The organism is Streptomyces sp. NBC_01306, from assembly GCF_026340465.1.
GTDB lineage: Bacteria > Actinomycetota > Actinomycetes > Streptomycetales > Streptomycetaceae > Streptomyces.
Genome location: NZ_JAPEPC010000001.1, coordinates 2,551,654 through 2,573,427, shown reverse-complemented (window position 1 = coordinate 2,573,427; position 21,774 = coordinate 2,551,654). Strand labels below are relative to the sequence as shown.

16 protein-coding genes are annotated in these 21,774 nt (G+C 70.1%); 7 read left to right on the top strand and 9 right to left on the bottom strand.

Going from position 1 to position 21,774, the window contains the following annotated elements; translation table 11 throughout:
• Positions 1-322: 322 nt before the first annotated feature.
• Entirely contained in the window at positions 323-1,612 is a 1,290-nt protein-coding gene (locus tag OG385_RS11065; protein WP_266854160.1) for a PspC domain-containing protein, read from the bottom strand.
• A 130-nt stretch (positions 1,613-1,742) separates the two neighbouring features.
• On the opposite strand from OG385_RS11065, the gene OG385_RS11060 reads away from it, so the two are divergent.
• On the top strand, positions 1,743-3,029 hold the full coding sequence (locus OG385_RS11060) for an ATP-binding protein (RefSeq protein ID WP_266854158.1): 1,287 nt from the start codon (positions 1,743-1,745) through the stop codon (positions 3,027-3,029).
• Positions 3,026-3,793, top strand: coding sequence for a response regulator transcription factor (locus tag OG385_RS11055; protein WP_266854156.1), 768 nt, complete (start codon positions 3,026-3,028; stop codon positions 3,791-3,793). The genes OG385_RS11060 and OG385_RS11055 overlap by 4 nt, the downstream gene beginning before the upstream one ends.
• 92 nt (positions 3,794-3,885) lie before the next feature.
• Here OG385_RS11055 and OG385_RS11050 read toward each other — a convergent pair whose 3' ends face one another.
• Together OG385_RS11050 and OG385_RS11045 are read right to left on the bottom strand one after the other, a co-directional pair.
• Positions 3,886-4,158 carry a hypothetical protein gene (locus OG385_RS11050; RefSeq protein WP_266854154.1) on the bottom strand — a complete coding sequence of 91 codons (273 nt, stop codon included), beginning with the start codon at positions 4,156-4,158 and terminating at the stop codon, positions 3,886-3,888.
• A gap of 91 nt (positions 4,159-4,249) precedes the next feature.
• Positions 4,250-5,179, bottom strand: a complete 930-nt coding sequence (locus OG385_RS11045; protein WP_266860763.1) for an SPFH domain-containing protein — start codon at positions 5,177-5,179, stop codon at positions 4,250-4,252.
• 362 nt (positions 5,180-5,541) lie between these two features.
• On the opposite strand from OG385_RS11045, the gene OG385_RS11040 reads away from it, so the two are divergent.
• Positions 5,542-6,717 carry an esterase family protein gene (locus OG385_RS11040; protein WP_266854152.1) on the top strand — a complete coding sequence of 392 codons (1,176 nt, stop codon included), beginning with the start codon at positions 5,542-5,544 and terminating at the stop codon, positions 6,715-6,717.
• Here OG385_RS11040 and OG385_RS11035 read toward each other — a convergent pair.
• On the bottom strand, positions 6,672-7,733 hold the full coding sequence (locus tag OG385_RS11035; RefSeq protein WP_266854150.1) for a C40 family peptidase: 1,062 nt from the start codon (positions 7,731-7,733) through the stop codon (positions 6,672-6,674). The genes OG385_RS11040 and OG385_RS11035 overlap by 46 nt on opposite strands.
• A gap of 456 nt (positions 7,734-8,189) precedes the next feature.
• Here OG385_RS11035 and OG385_RS11030 point away from each other — a divergent pair, with 456 nt between their 5' ends.
• Entirely contained in the window at positions 8,190-8,543 is a 354-nt protein-coding gene (locus OG385_RS11030) for a hypothetical protein (protein ID WP_266854148.1), read from the top strand.
• Positions 8,544-8,730: 187 nt separating this feature from the next.
• On the opposite strand, the gene OG385_RS11025 is transcribed toward OG385_RS11030, so the two are convergent.
• Positions 8,731-9,906, bottom strand: a complete 1,176-nt coding sequence (locus tag OG385_RS11025; protein WP_266854146.1) for an NlpC/P60 family protein — start codon at positions 9,904-9,906, stop codon at positions 8,731-8,733.
• A gap of 584 nt (positions 9,907-10,490) precedes the next feature.
• On the opposite strand from OG385_RS11025, the gene pcrA reads away from it, so the two are divergent.
• The gene (pcrA, locus tag OG385_RS11020) at positions 10,491-13,013 is read left to right on the top strand and encodes a DNA helicase PcrA (RefSeq protein ID WP_266854144.1); all 2,523 of its coding nucleotides are present in this window, start codon (positions 10,491-10,493) and stop codon (positions 13,011-13,013) included.
• A gap of 117 nt (positions 13,014-13,130) precedes the next feature.
• Here pcrA and OG385_RS11015 read toward each other — a convergent pair whose 3' ends face one another.
• Complete coding sequence (locus OG385_RS11015; protein WP_266854142.1) at positions 13,131-14,750, bottom strand: M23 family metallopeptidase; 1,620 nt, start codon at positions 14,748-14,750, stop codon at positions 13,131-13,133.
• A gap of 265 nt (positions 14,751-15,015) precedes the next feature.
• On the bottom strand, positions 15,016-16,029 hold the full coding sequence (locus tag OG385_RS11010; protein WP_266854140.1) for an alpha/beta fold hydrolase: 1,014 nt from the start codon (positions 16,027-16,029) through the stop codon (positions 15,016-15,018).
• A 351-nt stretch (positions 16,030-16,380) separates the two neighbouring features.
• Between OG385_RS11010 and OG385_RS11005 the strand changes: the two genes are divergently transcribed.
• Positions 16,381-16,794: a cobalamin B12-binding domain-containing protein gene (locus OG385_RS11005; RefSeq protein WP_266854138.1), complete on the top strand. Its 414-nt coding sequence runs from the start codon at positions 16,381-16,383 to the stop codon at positions 16,792-16,794.
• A gap of 530 nt (positions 16,795-17,324) precedes the next feature.
• Here the strand turns inward: OG385_RS11005 and OG385_RS11000 are convergent.
• Positions 17,325-18,929, bottom strand: a complete 1,605-nt coding sequence (locus tag OG385_RS11000) for a DUF5691 domain-containing protein (RefSeq protein ID WP_266854136.1) — start codon at positions 18,927-18,929, stop codon at positions 17,325-17,327.
• A gap of 211 nt (positions 18,930-19,140) precedes the next feature.
• Entirely contained in the window at positions 19,141-20,544 is a 1,404-nt protein-coding gene (locus OG385_RS10995; RefSeq protein ID WP_266854134.1) for an SWIM zinc finger family protein, read from the bottom strand.
• 118 nt (positions 20,545-20,662) lie between these two features.
• On the opposite strand from OG385_RS10995, the gene OG385_RS10990 reads away from it, so the two are divergent.
• Positions 20,663-21,766 (top strand): AAA family ATPase, encoded by a 1,104-nt coding sequence (locus OG385_RS10990; RefSeq protein WP_266854132.1) that lies wholly within the window; start codon positions 20,663-20,665, stop codon positions 21,764-21,766.
• The last annotated feature ends 8 nt before the right edge of the window (positions 21,767-21,774 follow it).

Genomic DNA, 21,774 nt, shown 5'->3' with positions numbered 1-21,774 from the left:
TACGAGCCCGGCGGCGAGCATCGGCAGCGCGGCCGGTGGCGGTGTCCGCCAGAGGCCACCCGCGTCGCCGAGGTAGACGGCTGCGATGCCCAGCAGCACCAGACCCGCGACCGCCTTTCCCGGCCGGAACTCGTGCAGGAACGCGTGGTGCGTCCGACCGCGCGACGGGCCGGCCGGATGCGCCCCATCGGGCTGCGGTCCGTCGGGCCGCGCCCCGCCGGGCCACAGTCCATCGGGCCGCGCTCCGTCAGGCTGCGCCCCGCCCGCCGGTGCCCCGTCCCATCGTGATTCCCAGGGACCGGTTCCGCCCGTCCCTGCTCCGTCACCGTGCACGGGTCACCTCCGCCTGTCCCAGGCCGACCTCCAGGTGGAGGTCGACCGTGCCTCCGGCCTTGCCGCCGCTCTGCGGGGCGAGCGTCACCGTTCTCTCCCGGGCCGGCGAAATATCGATGTCCTTCTGGTTCTCACCGGGCAGCTGGATGTCGCCGAGCCCCACCTCGGCATGGAGCCGCACCGTCACGTTCTTCGGTACGACGACCGACACCCGGCCCGCGCCGACCTCCACATGGGTACGGACGGACGTGCCCGGCGGAACGCTCAGACGCCGGAGGTTCAGCGTGCCGACCCCCGTACCCACTTCGTACCGGGGGTGCACCGCCGACACCGAAGCGGGCTGCCACCCCGTACGCACCCAGTGCGTGGTGACGGTCTTCGGCAGGGCGCTCGCGCCCACCAGCAGTGCCGTCGTGAGCACCACCAGGAAGATCGTGCCGGATCCCGTACGCCCGGCGAACGAGCTGAGCAGGATGCCGAGCCCGAAGACGGCGAGCGCGCAGGCCAGTCCGATCTGCAGGCTCGTGGCGACCGGCTGGCTGTGCCGGGAGAGCCCCGTACCGAGTGCGGCAGCGACCAGGGCGAGCAGGAACAGCCGGCCGCCGATCCCGCGCGGCCCCCGGCTCGCGGCCGGGGCGGACCGTGCCGACCTGCGGGACGGCGGCGGATCCGGTGTGGTGTCCGACGGGCCCCAGAGATAGCCGGAGCCGACCGGTCCGGTGGTGCCGTCCTTGATGATCGGGTCCCGCCACCAGGACGGGCCGCCCGGCGCCGGCGGGGCCTTCGTCTCCGGTGGCGCGTCCGCCACTTTCTGCCCGGCGGGCTTCTGCGCGGGCTGCCGCTGCCCGGCAGCGGGCTCCGGCGGCTCGGGGGTGGCGAGCCGGCGCCGCTCCGACCAGACCGCGGAGCCCGCGGTGGCCAGCGAGAGCAGCGCGGAGAAGACCAGCACCGACAGGTAGTGCAGCATCGACAGGAACAGCCCGCAGCCGCCCAGCGCGAAGAGCACCGCGGCCATGGACGCGCCCTCGACCCGGCCGGTCAGCAGTCTGCGCGCCTCGTTCTCGTCCTCGCCCTCCAGCGGGATCAGCAGCCAGGCGAACCCGTAGAAGATCAGCCCGATACCACCGGTCACCGCCAGGACACCGAGAACGACGCGGAAGATCACCGGATCCAGGTCGAAGTGCCTGCCGAGACCTCCGCAGACCCCGGCGACCAACCTGTTGCTCCGGTGGCGCCGCAGGTGCGGTCGCGGCTCGTTCTGCGGCGGCGGGGTTGTCATACCCCCATGGTGACGGTCGTCCCCCGCGGCCGGGGACCGCGACGACCCTGGCCGATCCCTGATTTCGGCCCCCGGAACCAGGGGGTTTTCCCTGATGCCCGCGGCGGTCCGTCCATGTGACGATCGATCCATGCCAGTCGCCCCGCCCCGCGCCGCAGGTGCCGCATCCGAAACCCCGGACGAGCCCGCGCCGCGCAAGCTGTACCGCAGCGCCGAAGGGCGGATGCTGGGCGGCGTCGCGCGCGGGCTCGCCGGACACCTCGGGGTGCCCGTCTCCTGGGTGCGGGCCGCGTTCATCGCGCTCTTCGCCCTGGAGGGACTGGGGGCACTGCTGTACGCGGCGTTCTGGTTCGTCGTGCCGCTCGGCGCGGGCGGGGTCGAGCAGCACGGCGTGCAGTCGCCGTTCGAGGAGTCCCCGGACGGCCGCCGCAGACTGCGCAAGCCCGACCGGGGCCAGATCGTCGCCCTCATCGCGCTGATCATCGGCGTGGCGGCCTTCATCGGGAACGTGGACATCGGCGGCGACGCCAGCCCGTACATCTGGCCCGTCCTGCTCATCGGCGCCGGTGTCGTCCTCGTCTGGCGCCAGGCGGACAACACACGGCGCGCGCACTGGGCGGAGGTCGGCCGCAGCAGCAGGCTGCTCCCGCTGGGCCGTGCGCTGGCGGGTGTCGTGCTGGTCGGCGCCGGGCTCGCCGCGTTCATCGTGATCCGCGGCTCGTCGGCGCAGCTCGGCAACGTCCTGACCGCCGCACTCGCCGTGGTCGCCGGAATCGCCCTGCTGGTGGGCCCCTGGCTCATCCGGATGACCCAGGACCTCTCCCAGGAGCGGCTGATGCGCATCCGCGCCCAGGAGCGCGCGGAGGTCGCGGCCCACGTTCACGACTCGGTGCTGCACACGCTCACCCTGATTCAGCGCAACGCCGAAGAACCGGGCGAGGTCCGCAGGCTGGCCCGCGCCCAGGAGCGCGAACTGCGCGCCTGGCTCTACCGGCCCGAGGGCACGGGCAAGGACAAGGACGACGAACCCGAGACCCTCGCCGAAGCCGTCAAGCAGTCCGCAGCCGAGGTCGAGGACCAGCACGGGGTGCCGCTCGAAGTGGTGGTCGTCGGGGACTGCCCGCTGGACGAGAAGCTGGCGGCGCAGATGCAAGCGGCACGCGAGGCCATGGTCAACGCGGCCAAGTACGGTGGCGAGGGCGGGGCCGTACAGGTGTACGCGGAAGTCGAAGGCCGTACGGTCTTCGTGTCGGTACGGGACCGGGGGCCCGGGTTCGATCTGGACGCGGTGCCCGGGGACCGGATGGGCGTCAGAGAATCGATCATCGGCCGTATGCAGCGCAACGGCGGTACGGCAAGCCTGCGTTCCGCTCCCGACGGCGGCACCGTAGTGGAACTGGAGATGGAGCGAGCATGACCGAGCCCACCGACCGAACCGAGCGCACCGCGCCCACCGACCGAACCGCGCCCACTGACCGAACCGAGCGCACCGCGCCCACCGACCGAACCGCGCCCACCGACCGCAGGGTCCGGGTCGTCCTCGTGGACGACCACCGGATGTTCCGTACGGGGGTGCAGGCGGAGATCGGCCGCACCGAGTCGACGGGTGTCGAGGTCGTCGGCGAAGCGGCCGACGTCGATCAGGCGGTCACCGTCATCAAGGCCACCCGCCCCGAGGTCGTCCTCCTCGACGTCCATCTGCCGGGCGGCGGCGGCGTCGAAGTGCTGCGCCGCTCGGCCGCGCTGATGTCCGACACGGAGAACCCGGTCCGCTTCCTCGCCCTGTCCGTGTCGGATGCCGCGGAGGACGTGATCGGTGTCATCAGGGGCGGCGCCCGCGGTTACGTCACCAAGACGATCACCGGCACCGACCTGGTCGACTCGATCTTCCGGGTGCAGGACGGCGACGCGGTCTTCTCGCCCCGTCTCGCGGGGTTCGTCCTCGACGCCTTCGCCTCCACGGACGCACCGCCCGTGGACGAGGACATGGACCGGCTGACGCAGCGCGAGCGGGAGGTGCTGCGCCTCATCGCACGCGGATACGCGTACAAGGAGATCGCCAAACAGCTCTTCATCTCGGTGAAGACGGTCGAGTCGCACGTCTCGGCGGTGCTGCGCAAGCTCCAGCTGTCGAACCGCCATGAACTGACCCGGTGGGCGACGGCGCGCCGGCTGGTCTGACGGTTCTGTCAGAACGGTTGTGTCCAGCAGCTCGGTCCGGCAGCTCTGTCCAGCAGCCCGGTCCGGCAGCTCTGTCTGACGGTTCGACCGGTTCAGCCCGCCCCGTCGCCGCGGTCCGGATTCGGGGGCCTGCCGCGGCGGGGGAGTGCGCCCGCGTCGCGCGGCAGCCGTCCGGCGTCGGAGAGGGCCTTTCGGAGCAGGAACTCGATCTGGGCGTTGGTACTGCGGAGTTCGTCCGCCGCCCAGCGAGCCAGCGCGTCGTGCACGGACGGGTCCAGCCGCAGCAGCACCTGCTTGCGAGCCCTGGCCGCCCGCCGCGGTGCCGGGCCGGAAGGATCAGGGGCGCCGGCGCTCTCCTCGCTCACCGGCCGCCCCTCCTCTCACTCACGGGCCTTTCCGCGTTCACGGGCCCTCTCGCACTCAAGGGCCCCTCTGCATTCACGGGCCCCTTCGCGCTCACTGGTAGAGCGAACCGGTGTTCAGGACCGGCTGGACGGCGCGGTCACCGCACAGCACCACCATCAAGTTGCTGACCATGGTGGCCTTCCGCTCCTCGTCCAGTTCCACGATGCCCTGTTCGCTGATCCGGACCAGGGCCTGCTCGACCATACCGACCGCCCCCTCGACGATCTGCTGACGGGCCGCCACGACCGCCCCGGCCTGCTGGCGCTGGAGCATCGCCGAGGCGATCTCCGGTGCGTACGCGAGGTGGCTGAACCGGGACTCGATGATCCGGACCCCGGCGGCCCGGACCCGTGCGGTCAGCTCCAGCGAGAGCTTCTCGGTGATCTCGTCCGCGTTGCCCCGCAGGGACAGCGCGTCGTCGTCGTGTGCGTCGTACGGGTACTCGATGGCGATGTGCCGGACCGCCGACTCGGTCTGGGTCGCGACGAACTTGCGGTAGTCGTCCACCTCGAACAGCGCCTGCGCGGTGTCCTCGACCTTCCACACCACGACCGCCGCGAGCTCGATCGGGTTGCCGTAGGCGTCGTTGACCTTCATGACCGGCGTCTCGTTGTTCCGCACCCGGGTGGAGATCTTCCGGGCGCTGGTCAGCGGATTCACCCAGCGCAGCCCGTCCTGGCGGATCGTGCCCACGTACCGGCCGAACAGCTGGATGACCCGGGCCTCGCCCGGAGCGACCATCTTCACGCCGGTCATGCAGAACAGGGAGCCGAGCAGTACGACGATGCCCACCACGACCAGGGTGACGCCCAGGCCGTCGACGGCAATACCCCCGCCGACGAGCAGTGCCAGCCCCACCACCGCGCCGAACAGGGTCAGCAGCAGCGCGGCACCGCCCGCGATGCCGTGCGCCTGGGTCTCGTGCACATGCGGGGCCGGCATGTCAGGGGCGTCCGCCTCCAGCCCGGCCGCTGTGGTCATGGCGTTGCCTGTCGCAGGCCTGCCGGTGGGCGCGGGGTCCTGTCCGGGTGTTCCAGTCATGGCGTTCTCCCTCGTGGGCGGGTTGGCCCCTGTTCAACTCTGATGTCTACGGTTAATCAAAGTGATATCTAATTTAAGCACGGCACCGGAGGGCGGGCAATCACGCCACCCGCCCCTTCTCGCGCCCGCGTCGACCGGCGCGGTGGGTGCGTACGGGTATGGGCAGGTACGGGCAGAGTCGGCCAGCGCCAGGCAGAGAATGACCGTATACCGTACGTGTTGAGCCATTGCCGTACGTGACGACGTAAAAAGGGTGCAAAACAGGTAACCCCCGGCGCCAATAGGGCATCTTTCCCCACGTGATGAGCCTGACGGGAACCCCGTTCTTCCTCACCGCGATCGCCATGATGGGTGTCGCGGTGCTGCTGCCCCTGCTGCTGTGGGGGCGCGTCGCCGGCCCCGCGGCCGTACGCGGTGCGGCCCGGCTGGTGATGGTGCTGTTCGCGCAGGCGACCGCGGTGCTGGTCGTCTTCGTGGCGGTGAACAACAGCAACGGCCTGTACGACAACTGGGCCGACCTGCTCGGCACCGGCAATCACGTGGTCGCCGCGCCCGATCTCGGCGCCGACGGCCTGGGCGGGCGGCAGTTGGCCTCCGAACCGCATCAGCGGGCCGTGTTCAAGCCGGTGGCCGACCCGCGCATGGGGCACGGCGTGCGCAGCACGGTGCTGACCGGGCAGGTGTCGGGGGTACGCGGCGAGGTGTACGTCTGGCTGCCGCCCCAGTACAACGAACCCGCCTACCGCCACCACTCCTTCCCGGTGGTCGAGCTGCTCTCCGGGTTCCCCGGCACGGCGAAGGCCTGGTTCTCCAGTCTCGGTGCCGAGAAGCAGCTGGCGCCGATGATGAAGCGGGGTGAGGTCGCACCGTTCATCCTGGTGTCGCCGCGCACCTCACTCCTGGGCAGCCAGGACACCGGCTGCGCCAATGTGACCGGGGTGATCAACGCGGACACCTGGCTGAGCGTTGACGTGCCGCGCATGGTGACCGACACCTTCCGGGCGAAGCACGGAGCTGCCGGGTGGGCGGTCGCGGGCTACTCGGCGGGGGCGCACTGCGCGGTGAAGCTCGCGCTGGCGCACCCCGACCGGTACCGCGCGGCGGCCGGGCTCTCCGGGTACAACGATCCGGCGGCCGAGCGCGCCTCCATCACCGCCAAGGACCCCATGCTGCGGCGTACGAACAACCCGCTGTGGATCCTGCGCCATGCCAAGACCCCGCCGCGCGTCTCGCTCTTCATCTCCGGTGCGCCGCACGACGGTTACCGGGACGGTCTGGCCCTGCGCGCCGCCGCCAAGCCGCCGACATCGGTGCAGGTCATCCCAGTGACGGGCGGACACAGTCTGGCGGTCTGGAGCAAGCAGGTGCCTGACGTCTTCACCTGGCTGAGTGCTCAGTTCAGACCGGGGGTCCGCTCAGGTGCGCCGATCGGTCAGGTGCCCGCCACCGGCCGCGTCGCACCGGCGAAGGGCATCTGACCGATCGGCGCGAGCCTGACCGGGGCGCCGGGGTGCGGGGCGTGGATCATCATGCCGTTGCCCACGTAGATGCCGACGTGGCTGATCCCGGAGAAGAAGAACACCAGGTCGCCGGGGGCCAGTTCGGAGCGGTTCACCCGTTGTCCGGAGTTGATCTGGGTGTACGTGGTGCGCGGGAGTGAAACCCCCGCCGAGCGGTACGCGGCCTGGGTCAGGCCCGAACAGTCGAAGGACGAGGGTCCCGTGGCCCCCCAGACGTAGGGCTTGCCGAGCGCGCTGTAGGCGAAGGCGACCGCCCGCGCCGCCCGGGGATCGGGGGCGGTGACCGGGCCGCGCACGGCCGACCGGTCGGCGGCCTGCGGGGTGGCGGACCTGCCGGCGCCCTGGGACTCGTACTGCGAGCGCTCGGGCGCCGACAGCCGGGAGAGCAGTGCCTCGGCCGCGCGGATCTTGCTCTGCACGGTGGTCTTCTGCTTCTTCAGGACCGCCTGCTGGGTCCGTAGCCCGCTGAGGGTGGTGTCCGCCTCGGAGCGCAGCTGGGAGAGTTGCCCGATCTGCCGGCGCACCCCGGTGACCTCGGCGGCCTGCTGGTCGCCGACGCGCTCCACGTAAGCGGCCCGGTCCAGGTACTGTGCCGGGCTTGAGGAGAGGAACACCTGTAGCGACGGGTCGATGGAGCCGTCGCGGTACTGGGCCGAAGCCGTCGAACCGAGCGCGGAGCGCGCCGTGTTGAGCTGCTCCGTCCGGCGGGCGGCCTGGTCGCGCAGGGAGCGCAGTGACTTCTCCGACGCCGCGGCCTTCTCCTTGGCCCCGTCGTAGTTCTCGGTGGCGGTCTCCGCCTCCTGGTACAGCTTGTCGACCTGGGTCTTGACCTGTGCGGGTGTGAGGCGCGGTGCCGCGTGGCCGACGCCCTGGAAGGCGGTGGCGGAGGCGGCTCCGGCGAGGGTGAGCGTCGCGGCGGTCCGGGCCGCGGGGCCGGTGAGCGGGCGCTGCCTGGGCTTTCGGTGAGCGGCCACGAGGGCGTTCACGTCCTTCCGTACGTACTGGCCGTGTCCGCCGTGCCGTATCCGCAGGCCCTTTCCGTATTCGGGGAGGGAGCGGAGCGGATACGTGTCCGGCGGCGGCCCGCACAGGGGGAGCGGGCCGCCGCCGGATCTCTCGGCGGTGATGACCGACGGCCGCCCGGTTACGGGAGGCGGTGGGGAGCCGGTCACCTGAGCAAGAACGCTAAACCTGGGGTTATGGGACCGAGACCTCATGGGACATAGTGGTCGAATCTGGCTGCTGCGTTGCTTTGTGTCCGCTCTATGTGGCCGCCGATGACCGTATGGGACTGGTTCTTGGGGTGCGCGGGCCCGATTCCAGGTTCGCGCAGCGGGGGTGGGCTGCGGGAAAGGAGGGGGTGCGCTGCGGGAGCCGGTGGGGACCACCGGTGGGAGGGGCCCGGGAGGCGGTGGCTAAGGTCGAATCCCATGGACGTACTCATCAATGCCTTCGTCGGTCTGCACATCATCGGTATCGCCGCACTGCTCGGCGGCTTCCTGACACAGATGAAGGCGATGCGCACCGGCGACGCCCGGTTCGGGCCCGCGATGCTGCACGGCGCGCTGACGATGCTGGTGACCGGTGTGGCGCTGGTCGGCCTGAACCAGGCCCAGGGGAACACCATCAACACCGTCAAGATCGGGATCAAGCTGGCGGTCCTGGTGGTGATCCTGGGCCTCGTCTATGTGAAGCGTGACGACGAGCGGATCGAGAAGGGCCTCTTCGGGGCGGTCGGCGGCCTGACGGTCGTCAATATCTTCATCGCGGTGCTCTGGACCTGAGTGCGGGTGCTGGGGAGCTGAGCGCGGTGTCTCTGGATCTGAGCGTGGGTGCTGCGGACCTGAGCGGCGGCTCGTGCGGGCGGTCCGCCGCGGTCCGGTCCAGGGAACGGAGCGGACCTGATCCGCTCCGCCCCCGCTGACCTGCTGAGACCTGCTGAGGCGTGCTGAGACCTGCCGAGACCTGTTGTTATCCGGGCCGCACACTGCCGTAGATCGGCATGTAGTAGATCGACTCCTCGCGCACGTACGCGCCGGGGTGCGGGGCGTGGATCATCATCCCGTTGCCTATGTACATCCCGACGTGGCTGATGTCGTCGTAGAAGAACACCAGATCACCGGGGCGCAGATCCTTCGTCGCGACCCGGGTGCCGGTCTTCACCTGGTCCCAGGTGGTCCGCGGGAGATTGACGCCCGCGGCCTTCCAGGCGGCCTGGGTGAGACCCGAGCAGTCATAGGAGCTGGGCCCGGTGGCGCCCCAGACGTACGGCTTGCCGATCTGCGCGCGGGCGAACGCCAGGGCTGCGGCGGCCTTGCTCGACGACGTACCGGAGCCGGAGCCGGAGCCGGAGCCGGAGCCGGTGCTCGTACCGGTGCCGCTCCCGCTCCCGCTGCCCTTCGTCTTCTCCGCCGCCTCGCGCTTCTTCTCCGCCGCGGCCTGCTCCTGCGCCAGCTTCTCGGCCTTGCGCTTGGCCTCGGCTTCCTTCTTCTTCTCCAGCGCCGCGAGCCGCGCCTTCTCCTCGGACGTCAGCTCGGAGAGCAGCCCGCGCGCCTCGGCGAGTTTCGACTGGACGGACTCCTTGCTCGTCTTCAGCGCCGCCTGTGACGCGGTCAGACCCTCCAGGCTGCGCGCCGCCTCGCCGCGCTTCCTGGCCGCCGACCGCTGCTGAGCCCGGTAGTCCGAGACGGCCTTCTCCTGGCGGTCGCCGAGCCGCTTCATCAGCTCGTCCTGGTCGAAGTACGACTGGGGGTTGTCGGCGAGGAGCAGGGTGGCGGTGGTGGAGAGGGTGCCCTCGCGGTACTGGGCCGCGGCGTAGTTGCCGAGGGTGCGGCGGGAGTCGTTCAGCTTCGCGGTGCGCTCCGCGACCTGGTCGAGGAGGGTGTCGACCGTCTTGCGCTGGGTGGCCGTGGCCTCTTGGGCCTGGTTGTACTGCTGGGTGGCGGTGCCGGCCTGGCGGTAGAGCCCGTCGACCTTCTTCTGCACCTCTGCGATGCTCGGCTTCGCCTTCGCGGTGGGCGCCGGTGCGGCACCGGCGCCCTGGGCGAACAGCGAGACAGAAGCGAGGGCCGCAGTGGTGATACCGACGGCGGGAGCGGTATTGCGCACGCGGGAACGCGGTTTTCTGTGCGTTGCCAAGACAGGCAATTCCTTCCGTGGACCGCCTACCGGGTTGGCGGTGGGGGCCCCTCCCAGGCAGTTCAGGCCCTGGGGGAGGGTTCGGGCTCGTCCGGAAGGCCGCCCTACGGTCCGTGTCTGTGGATGGGGGGGATGCTGGGTGGTGCGGACCGATTCACCCCGGTGGTGCTTGGTGGGTCCCGGCTCCATCTGCCACGCGTCGTACGTCACACATCGCATCGCATCGCACGTCGTACGGCAGAGCGGACTCGGCGCGGACCGCTCGCTCCGGCGCGGTTCGCCGAGGGGGGTACGTGCGGTCCTGAGCGAGCAAGATAGCCAACTCCTGTGACGGGTGGGAAGACTGATGTTCGATATGCCCGATACATTTTCGTGACCTTGTCGCGGACCCGGACCCGGACCCGGACCCGGACCCGGACCCGGACCCGGACCCGGACCCGGGACGGGCAGCGGGTGGGCAGCCGGTCGCACGGGGCCAGGCGGGTGCACGGGGCCGGGCGGATGCACAGGCCGACCGGTCGCTCACGTGGTGACCAGGGCGGTCGGACGTACGGCCCCGGACTGTCACTGGCTCGGCCTAGACTCGGTGAACGATGAGCAGCCTCTTTGATGACAGCTTCCTGGCGAACCTCCAGCCCCCGGAGGAAGAGCCCCCGCCGCCCGCCGAGGACTCCGCCGGCGGCCACGCCGGAGGGAGCCACCCCCCGGAGGAGGTTCCGCACGACCTCTTCGCCGGTGCGTGGCCCGCCACGGAAGGGGAGCCGCCCCGGCGTGACGGGTACTACCGCGACGGCGCCCCGCGCCCCGCCGTGGACCCCGCGGCGCTGCTCGAAGGGCTGAACGCCGAGCAGCGCGCCGCCGTCGTGCACGCCGGTTCCCCGCTGCTCATCGTGGCCGGTGCCGGGTCCGGCAAGACCCGGGTGCTGACCCACCGGATCGGGCATCTGCTCGGCTCGCGCGGGGTGCACCCCGGCCAGATCCTCGCGATCACCTTCACCAACAAGGCCGCGGGTGAGATGAAGGAGCGCGTCGAGGAGCTGGTAGGCCCGCGCGCCCAGGCGATGTGGGTCATGACCTTCCACAGCGCGTGCGTGCGGATCCTGCGCCGCGAGTCGAAGAAGCTCGGCTTCACCTCGTCGTTCTCGATCTACGACGCCGCCGACTCCAAGCGTCTGATGGCGCTGGTCTGCCGCGATCTGGACCTCGACCCGAAGAAGTTCCCGCCGAAGTCCTTCAGCGCCAAGATCTCGAACCTGAAGAACGAGCTGATCGACGAGGAGACCTTCGCCGGGCAGGCGGCTGGGGGCACCTCCCAGACGGAGTCTGGGGGAGGCTTTGAGAAGACCCTCGCTGAGGCATACGCGCTCTACCAGGCGCGGCTGCGCGAGGCCAACGCGCTGGACTTCGACGACATCATCATGACGACGGTCCATCTGCTCCAGGCGTTCCCGGACGTCGCGGAGCACTACCGGATGCGCTTCCGGCACGTCCTGGTCGACGAGTACCAGGACACCAACCACGCCCAGTACACGCTGGTACGCGAACTGGTCGGCCCGTCGGGCGAGGGCAGGGCGCCGGGCGAACTATGCGTCGTCGGTGACGCGGACCAGTCCATCTACGCGTTCCGCGGGGCCACGATCCGTAACATCCTCCAGTTCGAGGAGGACTACCCGGACGCGACGACGATCCTCCTGGAGCAGAACTACCGCTCCACCCAGACGATCCTCTCCGCCGCCAACGCGGTGATCGAGCGCAACGAGAACCGCCGCGCCAAGAACCTCTGGACCGAGGCCGGCGAGGGCGCGAAGATCATTGGCTATGTCGCGGACACCGAGCACGACGAGGCGCAGTTCGTCGCCGACGAGATCGACCGGCTGACCGACGCGGGCGACGCGAAGGCCGGCGATGTCGCCGTCTTCTACCGGACGAACGCCCAGTCCCGTGTCTTCGAGGAGATCTTCATCCGGGTCGGCCTGCCGTACAAGGTCGTCGGCGGGGTGCGGTTCTACGAGCGCAAGGAGGTCCGCGATGTGCTGGCTTATCTGCGGGTCCTGGCCAATCCCGAGGACACCGTCCCGCTCCGCCGGATCCTCAACGTGCCCAAGCGCGGTATCGGCGACCGTGCGGAGGCGATGATCGACGCACTCGCGCAACGGGAGAAGGTCAGTTTCCCGCAGGCGCTGCGCCGGGTCGACGAGGCGTACGGCATGGCGGCCCGCTCGGCCAACGCGGTGAAGCGGTTCAACGTCCTGATGGAGGAGTTGCGCACCATCGTCGAGTCGGGCGCGGGGCCCGCCGTGGTGCTGGAGGCCGTCTTCGAACGGACCGGCTATCTGGCGGAGTTGCAGGCATCCACCGACCCGCAGGACGAGACGCGTATCGAGAACCTTCAGGAACTCGCCGCTGTCGCCCTGGAGTTCGAGCAGGAGCGCGGCGACGAGGAGGGTACGGGCACGCTCGCCGAATTCCTGGAGAAGGTCGCCCTGGTCGCCGACTCGGACCAGATCCCCGACGAGGACGAGGACGGCTCCGGTGTCATCACCCTGATGACGCTCCATACGGCCAAGGGGCTCGAATTCCCCGTGGTGTTCCTGACCGGCATGGAGGACGGCGTCTTCCCGCACATGCGTGCGCTCGGGCAGGTCAAGGAGCTGGAGGAGGAGCGGCGGCTGGCGTACGTGGGGATCACGCGCGCCCGCGAGCGGCTGTATCTGACGCGCTCGACGCTGCGCAGCGCATGGGGCCAGCCTTCGTACAACCCCGCCTCACGCTTCCTTGAGGAGATTCCCGCCCAGCACCTGGAGTGGAAGCGCCTGGGCGCGATGGCGGCCCCGGCGGGCCCGACGTCGGGGATCACCTCGTCGCTGTCGTCCTCGCTGTCCTCTTCGCGTTCACGTGCGGGCTCCGGCGGAGCTTCGGGATTCGCGACGCGGCGGGCCGGCGACAAGCCGGTGATCACGCTGAACGTGGGGGACCGCGTCACGCACGACCAGTTCGGCCTGGGAACGGTAATGCAGGTGACGGGGTCGGGCGCGGATGCCCAGGTCACGGTGGACTTTGGCGACGAACGCCCGAAGAAGCTGCTGCTGCGCTACGCACCGGTCGAGAAGCTGTAGGCGCCCCGGCCGGTTCACATCGGCTACGCCGGTTCACGCCGGTTCACGCCGGTTCACGCCGGTTCACGCCGGTTCACGCCGGCTACGCCTGTCGGTCGGTTACGTCGGTTACGTCGTCTACGTCGGGTCGAGGCCGTGGCTGCGGAGCCACGGCAGCGGGTCGATGGCCGCGCCGCTGTGGGGCCGTACTTCGAAGTGCATGTGCGGCCCGGTCGAGTTCCCGGAGTCCCCGGAGTACGCGATGACCTGGCCCGCCTTGACGGAGCCCGAGCGGATCTTGGTGCTGCTGAGGTGGCAGTACCAGGTCTCGGTGCCGTCGGGCGACGTCACCATGGCCATGTTGCCGTAGGCGCTGTTCCACTGCGTACGGACGGTTCCGTCGGTGGCGGCCATGACGGGCGTTCCGTAGGAGACGGGGAAGTCGATACCGGTGTGGACGGACATCCAGTTGGCCCCGGCCTGGCCGAAGTAGGCGCTGAGCCCCTTCTGTTTCACCGGCAGGACGAACTTCGGCCGGGCCGCTTCCTTGCGCGCGGCTTCCTCCTCGGCCTTCTTCTTCGCTGTGGCCTGCCGCTGCTTCAGGTCGATGCGCTCCTGCGTACGGCTGGCGCGGTCGGCGAAGTCGTCGGCCTCGTGGCTGAGATCGGCGAGCTGGCTGTCCAGCTTGCTGTTGGCGGCCACCGGCTTGACGGACGACGGATCGGCGGCGGCCTGCGTGGCCGTGTCGCTGTCCTTGCCGCTCTCCCCGATCCCTCCGACGCTCGCAGCGGCAACTCCGGCCACCCCCATCACACAGACGGAGGGGACGGCAATGGTCAGCAGCGCGGAACGCTTGGCAGGTGTACGGCGACGCCCGCCCCGGCCACCCGAGGCACGGCGCGCGGCGGGGTGGGATCCCGGGTGGGGGGCCGGGTGCGACGCGGTGGGAGCGGTGCCGTCCGAGGAGGAACCAGCTGTGTTGTCTGTGTCGCCTGTGCCGTGTGTTTCGTCTGGGTAGTCGGACCCGTCCGGCAGCAGCTCGGGCTCACTGAACTCGGCCAGTCCGTCGCGGTCGGCGAACACCGGGAATTCAGCGGTGTGTTCCGGCTGGGTGACATCCGGGAGATCGACGGCGGCGAACTGCTGGGTGGCGTGGGGAGTCGCCTCACCGGCGGAGTTCCAGGCGGTGGCGTCATGGGCGCCGGTGTCGGTGCCGTACGCGCCGGTGCTGTATGTGCCGGTGTTGTAGAGGTGTGTGTCGTACGTACCGGTGTCGTACGGGGCGGCGCCATCGGGCTGTGCGAGCCACTGCTGGGTGGCGTCGGCATTCTCGAACTGGCCGGTGATTTTCCCGGCGTTGGAGTTCCAGGCACGGGCGTCCCACTGGCCCGTGGTGTCGTACCCGGCCGTGTCATGACCGTCGACGACCTGCGTCGCATAGCCGTAACTCGGTGCCGGTGCCGGTGCCGGTGCCGGTGCCTGTGCCTGTCCCTGTGGCTGGACTGGCCACTGGCCGGTCGGCTGGTACGGCGTGCCGTATCCGAGAGTTCCGTGGGAACCGGTGTCCGGGGAGCCCGCGTCCCACTGAGTGGCGTTGCACTCTCCGCTGTGTCCTGCTTGGTGGGCTTCGTGCGGCTGGGTCGTGTATCCGCCCGGCATATCGCCGAAAAGCGGGTCGACGGCAAAAGTACCGGTGGGGCTGCCGGCGGAGTAATCGTCGTTTCCGACATACCCGGCGTGGGTTTGCTGGTCGTTCACCAACGTCTCTCTCGCCTCGGCAGCAGGGCCCTGCGTCGGGGGCACCCCCGGTGGAAGCAGTGGCGCGACTGTACCCGGCAGTACGTGGCGGCGACAATCTTCGGCAGGTATCGGACGCGTGGGAAACGGGCATTCGGCTGTCTTTCGAGGGGTTATGGGCGCAGCCTTGGCCCGGCGTTCGGGAAGCGTTCGACGTATCAATGCCTTTGACCGTTCTCGCTTCCCTTTCTTTCAGTCGTTCATTCCCGCGTTTTCCGGCCACTCGTCAGGCGACCGAGATGACGCTTTCCACGGAGCCGGCGGCCGTCTCGTCGGATGCGTCGAGTGCCTCCCTGATGGCGGCGGCGACGACCGGGTGCACCGGCAGGGCGAGGTGCCCGATGCCGCTGACCCGCACATTCGTCGTGATCAGGTCGGGGTGGTCGATACAGCCCGCCTCGACCGGGATCATCAGATGGTCGAGTTCGCTCCAGAAACTCACGAACCGGGTGCGGCAGCCGGGTGCGGGCCTGCGCAATTCCTCGATCACGTCCGAGTGGGGGAGCATCTGCCGGACGAGTGGATGGGCGCTCATCAATTGAGCGATCTGGGTTCCTTCGTGCGGCGTGCCGAGTGTGACGAGGGTGTGCACCCGCCTGTCGCCACCGAGTCGCTGTACGTAGTACCGGCCGATCAGGCCGCCGAGGCTGTGTCCGACGATGTCGACGTCCTGATGTCCCGTGCGGGCGCAGATCTCCTCGATGTGTTGCCCCAGCAGTTCGGCCGCTGCACGGATGTCGCAGGTCAGCAGCGAGTAATTGAGCGACTCCGGGTGCTGCCACCCGTGCCGCAGGAGGGAACGGCGCAGCAGCACGAAGACGGAGCGGTTGTCCACGAAACCGTGGAGCAGTACGACGGGCCGGTGCCCCTGGCCGGGAGGGGGGAGGTGCTCGACCGTGGACTCCCCGGCACGTGGGTGCCCGAGCGACCGCCCGTGCGGGTTACGGAGGGGGGTGTCGGGAGTTTCGCCGACAGTCGGTCCTGAGCGTTTGGTCGACGTGTGTTCGGTCGGCTGTCCGGTCGACGTGGGTCCGTCGTCGCTTCGCACACCCGCGGGTCCGCCGGGCGGTGCGCTCAGTGGCAGATCGATCCGACGCTCATCCGCGATGCCGGACGGGTAGAGCAGCACATGCCCGGCCAGGATCGCGAGGTCGAGGGCTGTGGCGCGCAGTGGCACGGAGGAAATCTGGAGCTGGTGCAGCAGCCATTGGGGGGAGAGGAAATCCGGCAGCACCTTCATGGGGCGACCTCCCGAACGGCGTATGGGGGCGACCTTGTCCCCACACGCACTCATGGGTGCCACGGAAGAGTCCCTGGCCGACATAACTGGCATGTCGGTATCCGTGCCATCCACCGTGTAGTCGATGGTACGGGTGATGCGGCGCTCTCGCCTGCGGCTCCCGTCGCGCGGCACCCCCGTATGCCTGGCGCGGAGCTGGCATCCGGATTTCCGGCCCGGCGCGGGGTGTGACGCGTAGTGAATGTGTCCCATGTGTGATTTCCCCCTCCCTGACCACCGTGAAACGGCTGGTTGCGGGATGCTGTGGATAACGTTCGTTCACGTTCGTTCGCATCGTGCATGGAGGCAGTGATGGGTGTGGTCGGTCCGATCCGCGTAGTGGTCGCGAAGCCGGGTCTCGACGGGCACGATCGAGGGGCGAAGGTCATCGCGCGTGCGCTGCGGGACGCCGGTATGGAGGTCATCTACACCGGCCTCCACCAGACGCCCGAGCAGATCGTGGGCACCGCCATTCAGGAGGACGCCGACGCGATCGGGCTCTCCATCCTGTCCGGCGCCCACAACACGCTCTTCGCGAAGGTGCTTGAGCTGCTGAAGGAGCGCGACGCGGAGGACATCAAGGTCTTCGGCGGCGGGATCATCCCGGAAGCGGACATCGCACCGCTGAAGCAACTGGGTGTCGCCGAGATCTTCACCCCGGGCGCGACCACGACATCCATCGTGGACTGGGTCCACGCGAACGTACGCCAGCCCGCGGGCGCCTGACCGATCGATTCCCCGGCCGACCCACCTCCGGGCTGCCCTGCATCTTGGTTGCCGCACCTCCTGGCTGTTGCCGCACCTCCTGGCGGGGGACACCTCCTCACTGGTGACACCTTCTGGTCGGCCGCCCTCATGACGGCCTGGTCGACCCCGGGACGGCCTGGCCGCATGACGCCTGGTCCGGTGCCTGGCCGATCTTCTGGCCGGCCGCCCTCATGACGGCCTGATTCCTGGGTCCCGACACCCGGACGCCTGGGCCACCTGGACGTCTGGACCACCTGGACCGCCCGGCAGCAGGAGGCAGGGCGGTCCGGGCACCAGGGGCCGGACCCGCCTGCCTCCGACTGGCCTGGCGGCGGCCCGCAGTCGGCAGCCGCGACCACCTCCCGCCTCCCAACTCCCACCGCCCAGGGCCGCAACTTTGCGGTTGCGTGCCTCGCCGTTGCGTGCTTCGGGGAGCGCGTAACGCGGTAGCACGTCCGGGTTCGTGGCGGGTCGTGCGGAGCCTTGCTGTGTGAGCCGGCCACGCGCCATCACGCCCGCGGTTCCATCACTTCTGCCGAGCGCGCCTCCCCTGTCGGTTCCCCTGCCAGTTCGGCGGCCATCGCAGCCCGCAGCTTCAACGTCGACACCAGCCGCTGGAATGCCTCCGACCAGTACCCGCCTGCCCCCGGCGACGCCCCCTCTTCTTCGTCCGGTATCGCGGTGAGGAGTTCGAGGTGTGGTGCTTCGGTGGGGTCCAGGCACCGTTCGGCCAGTCCCATGACGCCGCTGAAGCTCCAGGGATAACTGCCCGCATCCCTCGCGATTTCCAGTGCGTCCACCACGGCCCGGCCCAGCGGTCCCGCCCAGGGGACGTCGCAGACGGCCAGCAGTTGGAACGCTTCCGACAACCCGTGTCCCGCGATGAACTCGGCTACCCAGCATGCCCGTTCGTCGTCCGGTAGCGCGGCCAGCAGTTTCGCGCGCTCGGCGAGGGACGTCGTGCCGGGGCCTGCGAGCAGCGCTCGTGACCATTCGGTGTCCCGCTGCCGCACTGCGGCCCGGCACCATGCGGCGTGCAGTTCCTCGCCCCAGCCGTCCGCCACCGGCAGGGTGACGATTGCGTCTGGTGTGCGGTCCCGCAACCTGGTGGTCCAGACGCTGAGCGGGGTCGCCTCCACCAGTTGGCCCAGCCACCAGGACCGCTCGCCCCGTCCCGCCGGTGGCACCGCGGACACGCCGTCGCGCTGCATCGCCGCATCGCACTCGTGCGGTGCTTCGACCGATACCCGGACCTGGTCCTCGGACAGGTCCAGGCTGACGCACGTCATTGCGCGGTCGGCCATCCGCCCGGCCAGCGCGGACGTGGGCAGTGCGGAGAGCAGTTCTGCCGCGGTGGAGCGGACATTACGGCTCCGGTCGGCCAGGGCCCGTTCCAGGAAGGGCTCGTCCCCATCCGTGAGTCCGGTGCGCAACGAGTCGAGGAACAGCAGGCGGTCCTCGGCCCGTTCCGTGGACCACGTCGTGGCGAGCAGGTCGATCCCGGCTGCCGGTGCCTCCGTCCGTACGGTGGTGAGGAGTGCCATGCGCTCGGCGAACAGACCTTCCTCCCAGAGGCTTTGAACGGCTTCCGTGTCGCTGGGTGCGGGCAGCGCCGCGGCGCCCGACGTGCTGCGCAGCGCGAATTTCCACTCAGGGTTGATCCGGGCGAGCCACAATCCACGTGCTCCGGCGAAGGCGAGTGCCTGCGGCCGCAGATCCGTACGTGCCCGCGCCGCGTCGAGCAGCGCGTCCAACTGCGAGGCCGGCGCGCGGTACCCGTGCCGGAGAGCTGCCGCGAGCCACTGGGGCAGCAACTCGGTGAGATCGGGCGCCGCACCGCGCCGTCCGCCCGATCCGGGGGACCCGGATCGGCCGGCCAGCAGTTGAGCCAGTCTTCGTCCGGCCGGCTCGGGCGGCTCGGGCCGGGGATCGTCCGGAGCGGGGGAGGGCAGCGCGGCTGCGGCAGCGGGAAGCAGCCCTGCCCTGCGCCGTACGGTGTGCAGAGCGGCCGCGTCCAGCAGGGGAACGCCCTCGGTCGGCGCCGGCCTGCGGTCGGTACCGAGCAGAGCCGAGGTGACGAGCTCTTGCCAGGCGGTGGTGCGGGTGCTGGTCATCGGTTCCCTCCGTGAGCGTGCAGACGTGAACGTAAAGCTGACTGAGCGTGAGCGCAGTGGATTCCCTGGTCGGGCGGGCGGTCAGCCACGGTGTCGGCCAGACCGGACCAGGCCGAGCCATATCAGGCCAGGGCGGACCGGGCAGGCGAGACCTCGGCTAGGTCCGGGCCCACGAAGATCGGCCGGAGGACCCAGGCCACGTCAGGCCAGTTCAGGTCAGCGGCACGGCTTCGGCCGTGCCTGGTGTCCAGGCCGTCAGCGGGGTGAATCCCCGGTGGCCGCACTCGCCGAATACGGTGACCGGGCTCCCACCGGACAGCGCGGTGAGCTTCCACAGTCCTGTCCTGGCCGACGCGTCCGGGGTGATGGGCAGAGCGGACCCTCCCTCGGCGTCGGCCAGTTGCCAGCCGCTGCTTCCACCGGCACCGGGCACCGGTATGACGGAAGACAGGGTCGCCGGCCAGGAACCGAGCCAGGGGTCGTCGCGCAGGGCCTGTCCGTACGCGCTGAGGGCGGCGCCGGTGGATATCCCCTCGGGCGGGCCGTCCGACCGTTCCGGCGGGCCGAACCGCTCGCCCAGCGCGGCTCGTAGCTGCCCGGAACCCGGATACGGCATCAGGTCCGCATCCAGGGTCAGGCCCACGGGCAGAGCTACCCCCGGTGCTCTGCCCGCCGCGCCGAAGTCCAGCAGCTGTGCGGTGCGCCCCGACCGGCTTCCGTGCAACCAGATGCGACGAGTGGTGAGTTTCCCGTCGGTGGTGTCCTGCTGCGAGAGAACCAGCCACCGGTCGCGGACGGGTGGACCCTCGGCTGATACGGGCAGGCCGACGCGGGTACGGACCGTCGTGGCCAGTGCGTCCGGCAACAGCTCACGTCCGAGCCAGGCCCTGTCCAGCAGATGCAGCATCGCGCACTCCTCCAGCAGCCGCACCGGCCAGCCCTGGCCGGACGACGGGATGGCGCCCAACTCCCGCACCCTGGCAGCGAGTCCTGGGGCCTGTGCGTCGACCATGCGGGCTGCGGTCTCCTCCCACAGCGCGTACCCCGACTGCTCCGCCCCGGCCAGACCGGCACGCAGCAGGTCGTCGAGGCGCTGCTCCAGCTCCGTGGCGCCGGCGGTGACCCGCTCGGCCCGGCGCTCCGCCCGCCGCCTGGCCGCTTCCGGATCCGCCGCCTTCCCAGAACCGGAACCAGGGACACCCGCCGAACTCCCCTCGGACCGGGCCGCCCTGCGTCCTTGGAGCCACTCGGCGACCCACTCCGGCGGCGTCGGTGTGTCTTTCACCGCCTCGTCCGCAGCCGCCCAGAGCAGCAGCAGGCCCAGCGCGTGCTTGCACGGAAACTTCCGGCTGGGACAACTGCACCTGTACGCCACCCCTGTTGTATCGACGACAGTCCGGTACGGCTTGCCACCGCTTCCGCTGCACCGCCCCCACACGGCGCCCGAGCCGCCCGCGCACCCCGCTTCCGACCACGACCCGGACGATCCGCCGAGCCTGCTCCCCGCCTTGCGTGACGCCACGTCAGGAGCCAGTGCCAGCACCTGGTCCGCAGACCAGCGTGCCCACTGCCGACCGCCCTGCCGACCCTCCTGCCGAACCCCCTGCTGATTCATGGCTCCGAAGGTACGTGCCACCACTGACAATCGGCCCTGAGCTGCGGAAACGGTCGATTGTCAGTGCCATGGTGCACGGTGGGAACCACATCCGGTCGAACGATCTGGAGGGGGATCCATGACCACGTCCGAAAACACCGGTGCAGAGGTTCTGAGGCCGCACGCCGAGGACGCATTCGCCCACGAGCTCACGGCACTTGCCGCTGCGGACGACCGGCCGCGCCCCGAGCGCTGGAAGCTCTCGCCGTGGGCCGTGGCCACCTACCTCCAGGGCGGCACGCTGCCCGACGGCACGGTGATCACACCGAAATACGTCGGACCGCGCCGTATCGTCGAAGTCGCCGTAACCACGCTCGCGACCGACCGTGCACTGCTGCTGCTCGGTGTTCCCGGCACCGCCAAGACCTGGGTCTCCGAGCACCTCGCTGCGGCCGTGAGCGGTGACTCCACCCTGCTCGTCCAGGGCACGGCCGGGACGCCCGAGGAAGCGATCAGATACGGCTGGAACTACGCGCAGCTGCTGGCCCATGGACCCAGCCGTGACGCCCTGGTGCCCAGCCCCGTCATGCGGGCCATGGCGGACGGCATGACGGCACGCGTCGAGGAACTGACCCGGATCCCCGCCGATGTGCAGGACACTCTGATCACGATCCTGTCCGAGAAGACGCTGCCCATCCCGGAGCTGGGCCAGGAGACGCAGGCAGTCCGCGGATTCAATCTGATCGCCACGGCCAACGACCGCGACCGCGGGGTCAATGAGCTGTCCAGCGCGCTGCGTCGGCGGTTCAATACGGTGGTTCTGCCGCTGCCGTCCACCGCCGATGCCGAGGTCGACATCGTCTCCCGGCGCGTCGATCAGATCGGCCGTTCGCTCGATCTTCCCGCCGCGCCCGAAGGGATGGACGAGATCCGCCGGGTGGTGACCGTCTTCCGTGAGTTGCGCGGCGGGGTCACCGCTGACGGGCGGACGAAGGTCAAGTCCCCGTCGGGCACCCTCTCCACAGCCGAGGCGATCTCCGTCGTCACCAACGGGCTTGCTCTCGCGGCGCACTTCGGCGACGGGGTGCTCCGGTCGGCCGATGTCGCCGCCGGCCTGCTGGGCGCGGTCGTACGCGATCCAGCGGCCGACCGGGTGGTCTGGCAGGAGTATCTGGAGACCGTGGTGCGGGAACGGGACGGCTGGAAGGACTTCTACCGGGCCTGCCGGGAGGTCTCGGTATGACCGGATCC